This is a genomic window from Streptomyces sp. SID13726, from assembly GCF_010548375.1.
Lineage (GTDB): Bacteria > Actinomycetota > Actinomycetes > Streptomycetales > Streptomycetaceae > Streptomyces.
Window position 1 is genome coordinate 1 of sequence record NZ_JAAGLY010000031.1, and the last position, 14424, is coordinate 14424.

Annotated in this window: 15 protein-coding genes; 7 read left to right on the plus strand and 8 right to left on the minus strand. The window is 70.9% G+C overall.

Annotation, left to right across the window (positions count from 1 at the left end):
* Positions 1–158 precede the first annotated feature (158 nt).
* Complete coding sequence (locus G3I78_RS41980) at positions 159–1037, plus strand: ABC transporter permease subunit (RefSeq protein ID WP_164434855.1); 879 nt, start codon at positions 159–161, stop codon at positions 1035–1037.
* Between the two features lie 5 nt (positions 1038–1042).
* On the opposite strand, the gene G3I78_RS41985 is transcribed toward G3I78_RS41980, so the two are convergent.
* Entirely contained in the window at positions 1043–1384 is a 342-nt protein-coding gene (locus G3I78_RS41985; RefSeq protein ID WP_164434857.1) for an ATP/GTP-binding protein, read from the minus strand.
* Between the two features lie 222 nt (positions 1385–1606).
* On the opposite strand from G3I78_RS41985, the gene G3I78_RS41990 reads away from it, so the two are divergent.
* The gene (locus G3I78_RS41990; RefSeq protein WP_164434859.1) at positions 1607–2635 is read left to right on the plus strand and encodes an LLM class flavin-dependent oxidoreductase; all 1029 of its coding nucleotides are present in this window, start codon (positions 1607–1609) and stop codon (positions 2633–2635) included.
* 85 nt (positions 2636–2720) lie between these two features.
* Here G3I78_RS41990 and G3I78_RS41995 read toward each other — a convergent pair whose 3' ends face one another.
* On the minus strand, positions 2721–3113 hold the full coding sequence (locus G3I78_RS41995) for an SCO5389 family protein (protein ID WP_007384741.1): 393 nt from the start codon (positions 3111–3113) through the stop codon (positions 2721–2723).
* A gap of 258 nt (positions 3114–3371) precedes the next feature.
* Here G3I78_RS41995 and nucS point away from each other — a divergent pair, with 258 nt between their 5' ends.
* Entirely contained in the window at positions 3372–4043 is a 672-nt protein-coding gene (nucS, locus tag G3I78_RS42000) for an endonuclease NucS (RefSeq protein ID WP_164434861.1), read from the plus strand.
* A 94-nt stretch (positions 4044–4137) separates the two neighbouring features.
* Here nucS and G3I78_RS42005 read toward each other — a convergent pair whose 3' ends face one another.
* The 3 genes from G3I78_RS42005 to G3I78_RS42015 all read right to left on the minus strand — a co-directional run bounded on the left by G3I78_RS42005 (position 4138) and on the right by G3I78_RS42015 (position 8184).
* The gene (locus G3I78_RS42005; RefSeq protein WP_164434863.1) at positions 4138–6645 is read right to left on the minus strand and encodes an ATP-binding protein; all 2508 of its coding nucleotides are present in this window, start codon (positions 6643–6645) and stop codon (positions 4138–4140) included.
* Between the two features lie 242 nt (positions 6646–6887).
* Positions 6888–7211 (minus strand): STAS domain-containing protein, encoded by a 324-nt coding sequence (locus G3I78_RS42010; RefSeq protein WP_164434865.1) that lies wholly within the window; start codon positions 7209–7211, stop codon positions 6888–6890.
* A gap of 124 nt (positions 7212–7335) precedes the next feature.
* On the minus strand, positions 7336–8184 hold the full coding sequence (locus G3I78_RS42015; RefSeq protein ID WP_164434867.1) for a 3-hydroxyacyl-CoA dehydrogenase family protein: 849 nt from the start codon (positions 8182–8184) through the stop codon (positions 7336–7338).
* A 211-nt stretch (positions 8185–8395) separates the two neighbouring features.
* Here G3I78_RS42015 and G3I78_RS42020 point away from each other — a divergent pair, with 211 nt between their 5' ends.
* Positions 8396–8968 (plus strand): cob(I)yrinic acid a,c-diamide adenosyltransferase, encoded by a 573-nt coding sequence (locus G3I78_RS42020; RefSeq protein ID WP_164434870.1) that lies wholly within the window; start codon positions 8396–8398, stop codon positions 8966–8968.
* Here the strand turns inward: G3I78_RS42020 and G3I78_RS42025 are convergent.
* Positions 8885–9511 carry a hypothetical protein gene (locus tag G3I78_RS42025; protein ID WP_164434872.1) on the minus strand — a complete coding sequence of 209 codons (627 nt, stop codon included), beginning with the start codon at positions 9509–9511 and terminating at the stop codon, positions 8885–8887. The two genes, G3I78_RS42020 and G3I78_RS42025, sit on opposite strands and share 84 nt — an antisense overlap.
* 152 nt (positions 9512–9663) lie before the next feature.
* Here G3I78_RS42025 and G3I78_RS42030 point away from each other — a divergent pair, with 152 nt between their 5' ends.
* The 3 genes from G3I78_RS42030 (at position 9664) to G3I78_RS42040 (ending at position 13417) form a co-directional block, all read left to right on the plus strand.
* Entirely contained in the window at positions 9664–10830 is a 1167-nt protein-coding gene (locus G3I78_RS42030; protein ID WP_239158372.1) for a histidine kinase, read from the plus strand.
* Complete coding sequence (locus G3I78_RS42035; RefSeq protein WP_164434875.1) at positions 10827–11468, plus strand: response regulator transcription factor; 642 nt, start codon at positions 10827–10829, stop codon at positions 11466–11468. Before G3I78_RS42030 ends, G3I78_RS42035 begins: the two co-directional genes overlap by 4 nt.
* A gap of 119 nt (positions 11469–11587) precedes the next feature.
* Entirely contained in the window at positions 11588–13417 is a 1830-nt protein-coding gene (locus tag G3I78_RS42040; RefSeq protein ID WP_164434877.1) for a glycoside hydrolase family 18 chitinase, read from the plus strand.
* 18 nt (positions 13418–13435) lie between these two features.
* On the opposite strand, the gene G3I78_RS42045 is transcribed toward G3I78_RS42040, so the two are convergent.
* Together G3I78_RS42045 and G3I78_RS42050 are read right to left on the minus strand one after the other, a co-directional pair.
* Entirely contained in the window at positions 13436–13882 is a 447-nt protein-coding gene (locus G3I78_RS42045; protein WP_164434879.1) for a DUF2550 domain-containing protein, read from the minus strand.
* 142 nt (positions 13883–14024) lie between these two features.
* Positions 14025–14399, minus strand: coding sequence for a F0F1 ATP synthase subunit epsilon (locus G3I78_RS42050; protein ID WP_164434881.1), 375 nt, complete (start codon positions 14397–14399; stop codon positions 14025–14027).
* Positions 14400–14424: the final 25 nt, after the last annotated feature.

Below are 14424 nucleotides of genomic sequence, written 5' to 3' on the forward strand. Positions count from 1 at the left end.
GCTCCTGGCAGCGGGCCGACGGCTCAGGCCCCGGGTCACGCGCCCGGGACCACACCGCCCGCCGCCCAGGCCCCCGAGGGCGCCCCGGTCGGCGCTGCCCCGGCGCAGCCGTCCGCCGCCCCGCAGGGATCCGCCCCGACCCAGTCCGAGGACGTCCGATGAGCACCCCGCAGCCCCCGATGCCCCAGGCCGCCGCGGCCGTCGCGAACTGGCAGGCGCCGGGTGGGCAGCCGCACCCCGGCTACACCTCGCCGATCCCCGTCGTGCGCACGCACCTCGGGCACGCCGTCACGTCGGAGTGGACGAAGATCCGGTCCGTCAGGTCGACGATCTGGACGCTGGGCGTGTTCGTGCTGCTCGTCGTCGGGATCGGGCTCGGGGCCGCCGCGCTGGTCGCGGCCAACGCCTCCGAGGAGAGCATGCGGGGCGAGAACCCGCTGTCGTTCGGCTTCTTCGGACTGCTGCTCGGCAGCATGTGCGTCATCACGCTCGGCGTGCTGACCACCGCTTCCGAGTACGGCACCGGCATGATCCGGACCACCATGGTCGCCTGCCCCTCGCGCAGCCGCGTGCTGGCGGCGAAGGCCATCGTGTTCTTCTCCGTCGCCTTCGTGACCACCCTGGTCTCGGTCCTCGTCGTCGCCTTCGCCGACGTGGCCCTGCTGGACGGCGCCCGGACCCCGACCGGCCAGGAGTGGCTGAAGGGCACCCTCGGGATCTCGCTCTACATCGCCCTGCTCGGTCTGCTCTCGCTGATCATCGGCTCGATCATCCGGCACTCGGCGGGCGCGATCACCGTCATGATCGGCGTGGTGCTGGCCCCGCTGGTCATCGCGCTGTTCATGTTCTCGCAGTCCCTGGAGAACCTGCGCCAGGCGCTGTTCGAGTACTCCATCCCGAACCAGCTGAGCGTCTTCTACTCCAACTCCCTCACCGAGACCGGCCCTTCGGGCTGGGACCCGCTGTGGATCATCATCGGCGTGACCGCCGCCGCGTTCGCCGGCGCCTACGCCCTGCTGGAGAAGCGGGACGTGTAACTCCCTCAGAACTTCGGCGCGTTACGGGACCGCTGCACCCGCGTGGTGCGGCGGTCCCGTGCGTTCCAGCACGCCTTGTGCCAGTGCCGGCGCTCGTCGACGCCCGAGTGGTCCGGCCACGCCACCACGTGCGGGACGCCGTCCGGGATCATCTGGTCGCAGCCCGGGCAGCGGTACGCCTTGCCCTGCGCGCTGGCCCCCGCCACATGCCGGACGTTCCACTCCTCGCCCTGCCAGTTCGTGGAGGACTGGAAGCCGCCGTAGCGGCCGGACCGGTCGTCCTCGGCACTCCGGCCGACCGAGTCCGACGAACCGGAACCCTTGGGTCGGTTGCGACGCGGGGACACAGGACACCTCACGGGGCTATACAGGAAGCAGGAACCGTGTCCAGCCTACGCGGCGCGAAGCTGGGTACGCGTAGGGAACCAACCCCCACAAGTCCCCCTCCGGGACGACGCATTCTGAAGACAATCGGCAAATCCCTCCGCCAGGCCGTGTCCTCGGCACGTGTCAGACGGTTATGCCGTGTGGGGGAGCTCCGCGTCGGAGCCAAGGAAGCAGGAAAAGCAATGCACGTTGGAACATTCGTGTTGGCGGCCCAGTTCCCGGGACAGGGCCAGGGGGAGGCGCTGCACCGCGCGGTCCGCTCGGCCGAGGTCGCGGAGGAGGCCGGACTCGACGCGGTCTGGCTGGCGGAGCACCACTTCGTGCCGTACGGCACCTGCCCGTCCGCGATCACCCTCGCGGCCCTGCTGCTGGGCCGCACCCGCCGTATCCGCGTCGGCACCGCCGTGAGCGTGCTGCCCACCGTCCACCCCGTCGCCCTCGGCGAGCAGGCCGCGCTGCTGCACATGACGAGCGGCGGGCGCTTCTCGCTCGGCGTGGGGCGCGGCGGGCCGTGGGTCGACCTGGAGGTGTTCGGCTCGGGGCTCCAGGCGTACGAGAAGGGGTTCCCGGAATCACTCGATCTGCTGGTGCGCTGGCTGCGTGAGCCCTCCGTCGGGGCGGACGGCGAGCGCTTCCGGTTCCGTGAGGTACCCGTCGTGCCGCGGCCCTCGGAGTCGCTCTCGGAGGCGGCGGGGCCCGAGGTCGTGGTCGCCTGCACCTCCCCGGCGAGTGTCCGGCTCGCCGCCGAGCGCGGGCTGGCGATGCTGCTCGGGATGCATGTCGGGGACGAGGAGAAGGCGGAGATGGTGGCGCTGTGGCGCAGGCACGCGCGCGCCGCCGGACACACGCCCCAGAAGGTCCTGGAGGCGCCCCACGTCTCGGCCGGGGTCTGCCAGCTCGCCGACCGGCGCACGGACGCGGTGGAGGCCCTGGTGAAGGCGATGCCGGGCTGGCTGCGGCAGGGGCTCGGCGCCCATGTCACGGTCGACGGCCGGGTCCGCCAGATGCGCGACCCGGTGGCGTACACCGAACTGCTCTGCGGACTGCACCCGGTGGGCACCCCGAGGCTCGCCGCCGACCGGCTCGCGGCGACCAGTGAGCGGACGGGCATCTCCCGTTTCGCCCTGCTCGTCGAGGGTTCGGGAGACCTGGCGGCCACCGAGGAGAACGTACGGCGGCTGGGCGCGGAAGTGCTGCCGCACCTGACCTGAAGGGAACAACCCTGTCCAGCGGGAGCTTGCCGCCCCGGTACTGATGCACCTCCCGCGTACGGAGCGGCAAGCAAGCGGCGCCGCCTCAGCAGTCCCGGAACTCCGGAGACTGGTTCAGCAGCTGACTGCGCACCGAGGTGAAGCGGACGAGCGTCTCGTCGACCGAGGAGTCCAACGGGAACACCGCCACCCGGTGGCAGTTCTGGAAGGCCAGCCGCACACCGAAGTGCCGCTGGAGCGCGCCGCGTATCGCGTCACTCGCAAGCGCACGCAGCAGCTGGCCGCGTGCCTGCTCGTCCGGCGGGGGCGTCTGGTTGTCGGCGAAGTTGCCGCCGTCCACCTTCAGCTGGGCCACCAGGGAGCTGATCATCTCCCATGCATAGGGCAGGGAGGTCCGGACGCAGTCGACGAATTCGGCTTCGTCGACCTCGCCTCGCTCGGCCTTCTCGAGTAGGGCCGGTGAGACGTCGAGCGACATGGGTTCTCCTCTCGCACCCCTGATTTCATTCAGGGGTTGCCGGACAGGTAAAGGGAGTTCGCGCTGCCGGACACTCTCAGTACACGCCTCGCGACCTCCCGTTTACTACGGTAGGCAACGGACCGTGACGGCACCAGGAGAATGCGAACAAAGGGCACTCCCAACAGGCCCACAATCGGCCACAAGTGAACAGGCTTCCTCCACAGCCTTACGGGCCGAATCGCGTGGACATGCGCCCGTCGAGTAGCGTTGCCGACCATGCGTCTCGTCATTGCCCGGTGTTCCGTCGACTACGCGGGCCGGCTCACCGCCCACCTGCCCTCGGCCCCCCGTCTGATCCTGGTGAAGGCCGACGGCAGCGTCTCCATCCACGCGGACGACCGCGCCTACAAGCCTCTGAACTGGATGTCGCCGCCCTGCACGTTGAAGGAGGGGACCGGCGACGAGGAGGGCGTCTGGACCGTCATCAACAAGGCGGGCGAGAAGCTCATCATCACGATGGAGGAGGTTCTGCACGACTCCTCGCACGAACTGGGCGTCGATCCGGGCCTGATCAAGGACGGCGTGGAAGCACACCTTCAGGAGCTGCTCGCCGACCGCATCGAAACCCTCGGCGACGGCTACACGTTGATCCGCCGCGAGTACATGACGGCCATCGGCCCGGTCGACATCCTGTGCCGGGACGCCGAGGGCCAGACCGTCGCGGTGGAGATCAAGCGGCGCGGCGAGATCGACGGCGTGGAGCAACTCACCCGCTATCTCGACCTGTTGAACCGCGACCCCCATCTCGCCCCGGTCCGCGGCATCTTCGCCGCGCAGGAGATCAAGCCCCAGGCCCGCGTCCTCGCCACCGACCGCGGCATCGGCTGCCACCTCATGGACTACGACGCGCTGCGGGGCATCGAGGACGACAAGCTGCGGCTCTTCTGACCGCGGTTCCTCTTCTACGGCTTCTACAGCTTCTACGACGACGAGGGCCGGGTCCGTGTGAACGGACCCGGCCCTCGTGCTGTCGTGCGGTGTGTCAGATGACCTGTTGCGAACTGCTCGGCGAACTCACGGTGGTGGTCTCCACCGGGGTGGTGGAGGCGGGGCCGCTGGCCGAGTCGGACGTGGTGGGCTCGGTCGTGGTCGGCTCACTGGTCGTCGGTTCCGACGTGGTCGGCTCACTGGTGGTCGGTTCCGACGTGGTCGGCTCGTCCGTCGGCGTGGACGGTGTCGAGGGCCTGGGCGACGAGGGCTTGGGCGACGTCGGCTTCGGCGAACTCGGTGTGCTCCCCGTCCCCTTCGTCCCACTCGGATCGTCGGACGGCCTGGACCCACCCGTAGGCGTCGGATCGTCCGAAGTCCCGTACGTCCCGTCCGGCCCCGGATCGGTCGGCCGGGAGGTTGCCGTACCCGTGTCGCCCTTGCCGTCGCCGTCCTGCGGAGCGTCCGCGCCGAGGTTGCCGTCGTCGAGGCCGACGCTGGCCGAGGGGTTCACGCCGACCTGGGTGGACGGGTCTCCCGGGTCGTGGTCGGAGGTGGCGCCCAGGGTCACGACCGTGCCGAGCACCGCGACCAGCAGCGCGCCCGCGCCCGCCGCGACGAGGTTGCGCTTGGCGAGGCCCTTGAGCCCGCCCCGGGCCTTGCGCGAGGGCGCGGGGCCGGACGGGGTGCGGTGGACGACGATGGTCTGCGAGTCGCCCGGCGGCTGGAGCGGCGGGAAGGCCGCGGGGACGCCCCCGGGCGGTGAGGCCGACTCGTCGTACCGGGCGTCGGGCACCTCCTCGCCCGCTGTCGCGCCGAGCCCTGCCAGTCCGGAGAGTCCGCCCGCGGTGCCGTCCCGGTCGGAGACCAGGGCGAGGGCACGGCGGCCGGCGACGGTGCCCCGCTTGTCGGCGAGCGCGCCGCGCAGGCCGATGGAGGCCTCCAGTTCGGCGCGGGCCCGGTCGAGCTGTTCGCCGCAGAGCGCGAGGATGCCGAGTTCGTGGTGGAAGTAGGCCTGTTCGGACACCTCGCCGGCGAGCCGGGAGGCTTCCGCACCGGCCCGCAGCGAGCGCTCCCAGGCGCCCCAGTGACCGCCAGCGGCGAACGCGGGTGCCGCCGTGCGGGCCAGCTGCACGGTGGCGCTCTCCTCGCCCTCGGCGGGCGCGGTGGTGACCGGGGCGAGGACGCCGAGCGCGGCGAGCAGGGCGTCCGCCTCGGCGCACACCCGCTCCGGGGTGACCGAGGGGTGTCCGGCCCACCAGCCGTAGTGCTGGGCGGCGGCGAGGGCGCGGGGCTCGATGTCGTCGCCGTAGCCCGCGGCCTCCAGCTGGGTCAGGACCCCGGCGGCGAGCCGGTAACGGGCGCCGACCGGGGAGACCAGTCCGCAGTCCGCGAGTTCGCCGAGCGCGGCGTCCGCGTGGGTGTCGCCGACCAGGGCGGGCAGGTGCGCCTGGTGGGGCACCTCGCCGCCGAGGGCTACGGCGAACCGCAGGGTGGCGCGCGCGGACTCGCTGAGCCGGGAGGCGAGCAGCGGGGCGGGCGCGGCGGCCTCGCCGAGCGCGGGCAGCGGTATCTCCTCGCCCTCGTCGGGGACCAGCGGCGCGTCGGCCGTGACCGCGTCCGCGAAGACCCCGAACTCGTCGACGGCACCGGCCCCGGCCCGCTGCCGGTCGCGCTGCCTGAGCAGGGCGCCGGCCTGGACGAACCGCAGCGGCAGGCCCTCGGACTCGAACCAGAGGTCGCCCGCCCAGTTCGACTCCTCCTCCGTCAGCACCCGGCCGACGGCACGCTCCAGGAGTTCGAGCCCGTCGGCGCGCTCCAGGCCGCTGAGGAAGACCTCCTCGACGGCGGAGTCGGCGGAGGGCGCGGGCACCTCGGGGGTGGCACCGATCACGAACGCGCACTCGGGGGTGGCGTCCAGCAGCTCGTCCAGGGCCGCGCCGCCGAACTCGATGTCGTCGAGGACGACGACCGCGCCGACGTCCCGGACGCAGGAGAGCAGCGCGTCCCGGTCGGGGCGGTGCAGGGGTGAGTTGTGGACCGCGTAGTAGAGGTCGTACAGCAGGTCGCTCGCGGTGCGGTGGAAGCCGGTGAGGCGGACCACGCCGTCGGGGGCGAGGTCCGAGCAGTCCTCGGCGACGACGTCGAGGAGGCTGGTGCGGCCCGATCCGGCGGCGCCGGTCAGGCGGACCGAGCGGCCCCGGGCGAGCAGCCGTACGAGACGCTCGCGCTCGTCCTGGCGGGCCAGCAGGGGCAGGGCGGTGCGGGTGGGTCCCGGTGGAACGGGCGGGCGGGCCGCGCGGTCCACCTCGGCGCGTTCGGCGGCGCTGAACTTCTCGGGTCTCCCCGGCCGCTCACCGGGCGGGCAGGCCTCTATCTCGCTGCCGTCGACCGGGTTGACGGTGAGCAGGAAGTCACCCGCGACGAGCTGCACGGTGCGGGCGAGCGCGGGCGAGTGCTGGCCGAAGTCGGACGTGAGGGAGTCCCTGGGCGGGCGCTGACGGGGCGAACCGGTGTCGCCGTCATGGCCGTACTCCTCGGGTCCCCGGTTGTTCGGGTCCATAGGTCAAGCCCCCCAAAAGCGTCTCGTGTGCGGTGGGTCCCACAGGACCCAGGCCCCTCCCGACCTGCTGCACACAGCGCTGTCGCTTCTGGTCCGGGCCCGCTGGAAGGGATGTTGGCAGCGGGCGACCGAACCCTAAACCTTCGCACAGTATCTACGACAGCCCGGGGTACCGCGCCGTCCGAGACGTCACAGTCTCGTGAGGATTGCGCACGACACGCGCTCGGCCTCGGCGGCCCGGATCAGACGCGGGGCAGCGACTCCACGCCGATACCGCCCTCGATGGCCAGGATCCGGTGCAGCCGGGTGGCGACCAGGAGGCGCTGCATCTGCGGCGGTACGTCGCGCAGCACCAGGCGGCGGCCGCAGCGGCCTGCCCTGCGGTGCGCCCCCATGATGACCCCGAGGCCGGTGGCGTCCCAGGAATCCAGCTCGGACAGGTCGAGCACCAGGTCGCCGGCTCCGTCGTCGACGGCCGAGTGCAGGACCGTACGGGCGTCCGCCGCGCTGCGGACGTCGAGGCGGCCCCCGACGACCAGCTCGACGTGGTCGCCCCTGATGTACATATGCGCTCCCCGTGAGTGCGGTTGTGCATCGTCTGACTGGTTGAGCGACGGTGAGGTTGCCGTCTGTAAGCAAACCGATACCGAATTCACCCCTCGGGGTGACACCCGAGGAACATGAGCGGTTTCAGTAGGTGTAGAAGCCTTGCCCGCTCTTGCGTCCGATGTCACCGGCGTCCACCATCCGGCGCATCAGCTCCGGCGGGGCGAACTTCTCGTCCTGGGACTCGGTGTAGATGTTGCCGGTGGCGTGCAGCAGGATGTCGACGCCGGTGAGGTCCGCCGTGGCCAGCGGGCCCATCGCGTGGCCGAAGCCCAGCTTGCAGGCGAGGTCGATGTCCTCGGCGCTCGCGACCCCCGACTCGTACAGCTTGGTCGCCTCGACGACGAGCGCCGAGATGAGACGGGTCGTCACGAACCCGGCGACGTCGCGGTTGACGACGATGCAGGTCTTGCCGACCGACTCGGCGAACTCCCGCGCGGTGGCGAGGGTTTCGTCGCTCGTCTTGTAGCCGCGGACCAGCTCGACGAGCTGCATCATCGGCACCGGCGAGAAGAAGTGCACGCCGACGACCCGCTCGGGGTGCTCGGTGGCCGCCGCGATCTTGGTGATCGGGATCGCGGAGGTGTTGGAGGCGAGCACGGCGTCCGGGCGCACGATCTTGTCGAGCGCGCGGAAGATCTCGTGCTTGACCTCAAGCTTCTCGAAGACCGCCTCGACGACGACGTCGGCGTCCGCGGCGGCGTCCAGATCGGTGGTCGCGGTGATCCGGGCGAGGGCGGCGTCGGCGTCGTGCGCCTCCAGCTTCCCCTTGCTCACGAACTTGTCGTACGAAGCCTTGATACCGTCGGTGCCGCGCTTCAGCGCCTCGTCGGTGACGTCCCTCAGGACCACGTCCCAGCCCGCCTGGGCGGAGACCTGGGCGATGCCGGAACCCATCAAGCCGGCGCCGATGACGGCTAGCTTCCGTGCCACTGTTGCGACTCCCCTTTGAAACGCCTTACGCCCTGTTTACGTTGCCTCTTCGGCGGACCCTAGCGCTCGTGAAGAGCTGTGTGACCGGTTAGTAACGCGCGTCACGTCTCATCTGACGGACATCACACCGGCGGTCGTCACGAGTGGTCTCGTACGGCGTAGTTGAGCACCTTATCGCTCAACGTCCTCATGCCGTCATTACGCTGACCCCATGGTCAATCTGACGCGCATCTACACGAAAACCGGCGACAAGGGCACCACCAACCTCGGTGACATGAGCCGGGTCGCCAAGACCGATCTGCGGATCTCCGCATACGCGGACGCCAACGAGGCGAACGCGGTGATCGGTACGGCGATCGCGCTGGGCGGTCTGGAGGAGGACGTCGTCAAGGTCCTCACCCGGGTGCAGAACGACCTGTTCGACGTCGGCGCCGACCTGTCCACGCCGGTGGCCGAGAAGCCGGAGTTCCCGCCGCTGCGGGTCGAGCAGTTCTACGTCGACAAGCTGGAGGCGGACTGCGACCGCTTCAACGAGCGGCTGGAGAAACTCCGCTCCTTCATCCTCCCCGGCGGCACCCCGGGCGCGGCCCTCCTCCACCAGGCCTGCACGGTCGTACGCCGCGCCGAACGCTCGACCTGGGCCGCCCTGGAAGCCCACGCCGACACCATGAACCCGCTGACCGCGACCTACCTCAACCGGCTATCGGACCTGCTGTTCATTCTTGCCCGGACGGCCAACAAGGGTGTCGGGGACGTGCTCTGGGTTCCCGGCGGGGAGCGCTGAGGCCTTTTCCGTTGTCGGCGGCTTCTTCGGCCAGATCGTGTACGACAGGGCGATCAGGCCGTAGATGCCGACCGCGCGCAGGGCCGTCCACTGGAAGGACCGCAGCGAGCTGACGTCCCCGTCGCCGACGTACCAGACGGCGAGCTGGAGGAGGCCCGCGGCCACCGCTCCCCCGTACACCGCCCGCAGCCACAGCCTGCCCTCGTGCGCGGCGCGGGCGCGGCCGTAGCGGGGCGGCTTCGGCGGGGGCGGGCCGCCGGCCAGCCGGTGGGCGGCGTGACCGTCCAGCCAGCGGATCGTGTAGTGGCCGAAGGCCACGGTGTAGCCGATGTACAGCGCCGCCAGGCCGTGCTCCCAGCTCGGCTCGGCGCCGTTGCGCAGGTCGACCGCCGTCACCGCGAACAGCACGAGCTCCAGCACCGGCTCGCACAGCAGGATCGCCACGCTGGTGCGGCGCCACTTCAGCAGGTAACGGACGGCCAGACCCAGGGCCAGCAGCACCCAGAAGGCCACCTCACAGGCGATGATCAGTCCGACGACCACGACACGCTCCCTTCGCTCACCCTTCCAGGCTCGCGGTGGGATCCGCCCCTTTCGTCGTCGGCGGTGACGAAAGCGCGGTACATCGAAAGATGCAGTCCACGACCGTCCCCCGGCATCAGGCGCGGCGCGCGGTCACCGTGTTGGATGGAGTCATGGCCCTCCCCCGCCCGCACCGTTTCGACCTGTACCTCGCGGCCGGCGGGCTGCTCGGCGGCCTGCTGCTGGTGGCCATCGGCCTGGGGACCCGCCCGTCCAGCGACCCGATCACGCTCTTCGACGGCCCCTGGCCGGTCCTCGTGCCGCTCACCGTGCTGGCCGGCTGCGAGCTGCTGCGCCGTACGGCGCCCCGCGCGGCCCTGCTCACCGGCACCGCCGCGATCTGCGCCGACCTCGTGACCCAGGGCAGTCTGGCCACGGTCCTGATGTTCACCGACGTCGTCTACGCGGCCGTGCTGTACGGCCCGCTCGCCTCGGCCCGCCGCATCCAGTGGATCACCGGGCTGCTGACGGTGGCCGGCACGCTGGTGCCGTTCGCGGTGTGGCGGAAGCCGGAGGCGCTGCTGATCGGCGTGGTCGTCGGGGTCGTGGCGTACGGGCCCGCCGCCACCGGCTGGATCGTGCGCAACCACCGGGACGCCGCCGAGGCCGCCCGGCTGCGTGCCGAACAGACCGCGCTGCTCGCGGAGATGGACCGCACCCAGGCCGTGGTCGCCGAACGCGCCAGGATGGCAAGGGAGTTGCACGACATGGTCGCCAATCACCTCTCGGCGATCGCCATCCACTCCACGGCCGCGCTGTCCATCGACGATCCCTCGACCTCCCGCGAGGCCCTGGGCGTCATCCGGGAGAACAGCGTCGAGGGGCTCGCCGAGATGCGCCGGCTGATCGGCATCCTCCGCGACGGCGAGGGTGAGCGGGAGCCCTCCGCCGTGCCCACCCTCGACGGCCTGGCCGCCCTGGTCGAAGGCGCCCGCGCCAACGGGCTGGACATCGCGCTGGACGCCGAGCGCGTGGAGGTGCCCGCGCCGGTGGAGCTCGCCGCCTACCGGATCGTCCAGGAGTCGCTGACCAACGCCCTCAAGCACGCCTGTCCCGGCCGGGTCACGGTGTCCCTGGCCCGCCGCGACTCGGTCCTCGACGTGCGGGTGAGCAGTCCGTACGGCCACCGGGACGGGCCCCGCGCCCCCGGTTCGGGCTCCGGGCTGGTCGGGATGCGGGAGCGGGCCGCGCTGCTCGGCGGCACCTTCGACGCCGGTCCCGACGGGGCGCACTGGACCGTGCGCGCCGCCCTGCCCCTGGGTGAAGGAGTCCCCGAATGATCCGTGTCCTGGTCGCCGAGGACCAGTCCGCCGTGCGCGCCGGGCTCGTGCTGATCCTGCGCAGCGCGGCCGGCATCGAGGTGGTCGGTGAGGCGGCGGACGGTGAGCAAGCGGTGGAGCGGGCCCGGGAGTTGAGGCCCGACCTGGTGCTGATGGACATTCAGATGCCGCGCCTGGACGGGGTGTCGGCGACCCGGAGGGTCGTCGAGGAGGGGCTCGCGGACGTCCTGGTGCTGACCACCTTCGACCTCGACGAGTACGTGTTCGGGGCGCTCAGGGCGGGGGCCGCCGGGTTCCTGCTGAAGAACACCGAGGCCAGGGACCTGATCGACGCCGTGCGCACGGTGGCGCGGGGCGAGGGGCTCATCGCACCGGCCGTCACCCGGCGGCTGATCGCCGAGTTCGCCGCCAAGCCGGTGCGCGAGCCGAGCGCCGACCCGGCCGTCCTCGACACGCTCACCCGCCGGGAGCGCGAGGTGCTCTCCTGTCTCGGCGAGGGGCTGTCCAACGCGGACATCGCACTCCGCCTCGACATGGCGGAGGCGACGGTGAAGACGCACGTCAGCCGGTTGCTGGGGAAGCTGGAGCTGCGCAGCCGGGTCCAAGCGGCGGTGCTCGCGCAGGAGTTGGGGGTTTGAGAAGCATCCGGCACCAGAGTGGTCCAGACCTATTGACCCGTGGTCCAGACCTTTCTATTCTCGCGGCACCGTGGGCGTGAAGGCTCAGTCACGCCCCCAACTCCCCGAGGAGGCGCACGATGCGCTTCAGACACAGAGCCGCGGCAGGACTCGCGACGCTGTTGCTCCCCTTCGCCGGACTGGTCGGCCTCGCGAGCCCCACCCAGGCCGCGGCGGATTCCGCTGGCGCCACCGCCACCTACGCCAAGACCCAGGACTGGGGCACCGGCTTCGAAGGCAAGTGGACGGTGAAGAACACCGGTACCACCAGCCTCAGTTCCTGGACCGTCGAGTGGGACTTCCCCTCCGGCACCTCTGTCACCTCCGCCTGGGACGCCGACGTCACCTCCTCCGGCACCCACTGGACCGCCAGGAACAAGTCCTGGAACGGCACCCTCGCCCCCGGCGCCTCCGTCTCCTTCGGCTTCAACGGCGCAGGCAGCGGCTCCCCCGCCAACTGCAAGCTGAACGGCGGCAGTTGCGACGGCGGCTCCACCCCGGGCGACGCGGCCCCGTCCGCCCCCGGCACCCCCACCGCCTCCGCCGTCACCGACACCTCGGTGAAGCTGACCTGGAGCGCCGCCACCGACGACAAGGGCGTCAAGAACTACGACGTGCTGCGCGACGGTGCCAAGGTGGCCACCGTGACGACCACTTCGTACACGGACACCGGGCTGACCGCGGGCACCGACTACTCGTACACCGTGCAGGCCCGTGACACCGCCGACCAGACCGGACCGGCCGGCGGCGCGGTCGCCGTGCGCACCACCGGCGGCACCACGGAACCCCCCACCGGGGACAAGGTCAAGCTCGGCTACTTCACCGAGTGGGGCGTCTACGGCCGCAACTACCACGTCAAGAACCTGGTGACCTCGGGCTCCGCCTCGAAGATCACGCACATCAACTACGCGTTCGGCAACGTCAAGAACGGTCAGTGCACCGTCGACGACACCTACGCCGCCTACGACAAGGCGTACACCGCCGACCAGTCCGTCTCCGGCACCGCCGACACCTGGGACCAGCCGCTGCGCGGCAACTTCAACCAGCTGCGCCAGCTGAAGGCCAAGTACCCGAACATCAAGGTGCTCTACTCCTTCGGCGGCTGGACCTACTCGGGCGGCTTCGCACAGGCCGCGGCCAACCCGGCCGCCTTCGCCAAGTCCTGCAAGGCGGTCGTGGAGGACCCGCGCTGGGCCGATGTCTTCGACGGCATCGACATCGACTGGGAGTACCCGAACGCCTGCGGTCTGACCTGTGACACCAGCGGGGCCGCCGCCTTCAAGAACCTGATGGGGGCCCTGCGTTCGGAGTTCGGCTCCAACTACCTGGTCACCGCGGCCATCACCGCCGACGGCTCCTCCGGCGGCAAGATCGACGCGGCCGACTACGGCGGCGCCTCCCAGTACGTCGACTGGTACAACGTGATGACGTACGACTACTTCGGCGCCTTCAACGCGCAGGGCCCGACCGCCCCGCACTCGCCGCTGACGTCGTACGCCGGCATCCCGCAGGCGGGCTTCAACTCCGCCGACGCCATCGCCAAGCTGAAGTCGAAGGGCGTGGCCTCGAAGAAGCTGCTGCTCGGCATCGGCTTCTACGGCCGCGGCTGGACCGGAGTCACCCAGGCCGCCCCCGGCGGCACGGCGACGGGCGCGGCACCCGGCACCTACGAGGCGGGCATCGAGGACTACAAGGTCCTCAAGAACTCCTGCCCCACCACCGGCACGATCGCGGGCACGGCGTACGCCTACTGCGGCAACAACTGGTGGTCCTACGACACCCCCGCGACCATCGCCGGGAAGATGAGCTGGGCCAAGAACCAGGGCCTGGGCGGGGCGTTCTTCTGGGAGTTCAGCGGTGACACGAGCAATGGCGAGCTGGTGAGCGCCATCAACGGCGGGCTGTCGTAAGGGAATCAGCCGAAACAGCTAGGCGACATTGACGCGCTGACCGGGCGGGGCTGCCTCAAGCCACGCGAGGAAACCGGTCAGCGCGTCTTCGCTCATGGCGAGTTCGAGACGCGTGCCCCGGTGGAGGCAGGTGAGGATGATCGCGTCCGACAGCAGCGCCAGTTCCTCCTCGCCCTCGGGGAGACGGCGGCCGGCCACCTCGATCGCGGCGCGCTCCAGGACCCGGCGCGGGCGATAGGCGTAGGAGAAGACGCGGTACCACTCGACACGGTCGCCGTTGTAGCGGGCGACGCCGTAGCTCCAGCCTTTTCCGCTGGTGTCGGCCTTCTCCGGGACGTCCCAGCGCAGTGAACAGTCGAAGGTGCCGCCGGAGCGTTGGATGAGTCTGCGGCGCAGGCCGAAGACGAACAGCCCCAGCACCACCAGGGCCACGACGATTCCGCACACAGTCAGAGCGAGGACCATCGACACCGACCTCCTCGTCTCCTAGGTACCTTCGATAGGTAACGGAACGGAAAAAACATCCAGATCTGCCTCAGCCGCGACCGGCACCGGATCGCTCCGGTCCCAGCCGCGGCTGAGGGACGTCATCGCGTGGCGTGCTGTTTCAGCGCGCCGCCGCCGCACGCAGTCGTACGTCGGCGCGGCGCTCGGCGGAGGCGTCGCCCTCCGCCTTGGCACGCTCCAGCTCACGCTCCGCGCGCTGGACGTCGATCTCGTCCGACAGCTCGGCGATCTCGGCCAGCAGCGACAGCTTGTTGTCCGCGAACGAGATGAAACCGCCGTGCACCGCGGCGACGACTGTTCCACCCTCACTCGTACGGATGGTCACCGGGCCCGACTCCAGCACACCGAGCAGCGGCTGGTGACCGGGCATGACGCCGATGTCGCCGGACGTGGTGCGCGCGACGACCAGGGTGGCCTGGCCCGACCAGACCTCTCGGTCGGCCGCGACCAGCGCGACGTGCAGCTCAGCAGCCAAGGTGGCTCCTCGGGTCACCACCCGG

Coding starts and splice junctions, on each gene's coding strand:
- G3I78_RS41980 (WP_164434855.1), top strand. CDS start 159: ATGAGCACCCCGCAGCCCCCGATGCCCCAGGCCGCCGCGGCCGTCGCG.
- G3I78_RS41990 (WP_164434859.1), top strand. CDS start 1,607: ATGCACGTTGGAACATTCGTGTTGGCGGCCCAGTTCCCGGGACAGGGC.
- G3I78_RS41995 (WP_007384741.1), bottom strand. CDS start 3,113: ATGTCGCTCGACGTCTCACCGGCCCTACTCGAGAAGGCCGAGCGAGGC.
- nucS (WP_164434861.1), top strand. CDS start 3,372: ATGCGTCTCGTCATTGCCCGGTGTTCCGTCGACTACGCGGGCCGGCTC.
- G3I78_RS42005 (WP_164434863.1), bottom strand. CDS start 6,645: ATGGACCCGAACAACCGGGGACCCGAGGAGTACGGCCATGACGGCGAC.
- G3I78_RS42010 (WP_164434865.1), bottom strand. CDS start 7,211: ATGTACATCAGGGGCGACCACGTCGAGCTGGTCGTCGGGGGCCGCCTC.
- G3I78_RS42020 (WP_164434870.1), top strand. CDS start 8,396: ATGGTCAATCTGACGCGCATCTACACGAAAACCGGCGACAAGGGCACC.
- G3I78_RS42030 (WP_239158372.1), top strand. CDS start 9,664: ATGGCCCTCCCCCGCCCGCACCGTTTCGACCTGTACCTCGCGGCCGGC.
- G3I78_RS42035 (WP_164434875.1), top strand. CDS start 10,827: ATGATCCGTGTCCTGGTCGCCGAGGACCAGTCCGCCGTGCGCGCCGGG.
- G3I78_RS42040 (WP_164434877.1), top strand. CDS start 11,588: ATGCGCTTCAGACACAGAGCCGCGGCAGGACTCGCGACGCTGTTGCTC.
- G3I78_RS42045 (WP_164434879.1), bottom strand. CDS start 13,882: ATGGTCCTCGCTCTGACTGTGTGCGGAATCGTCGTGGCCCTGGTGGTG.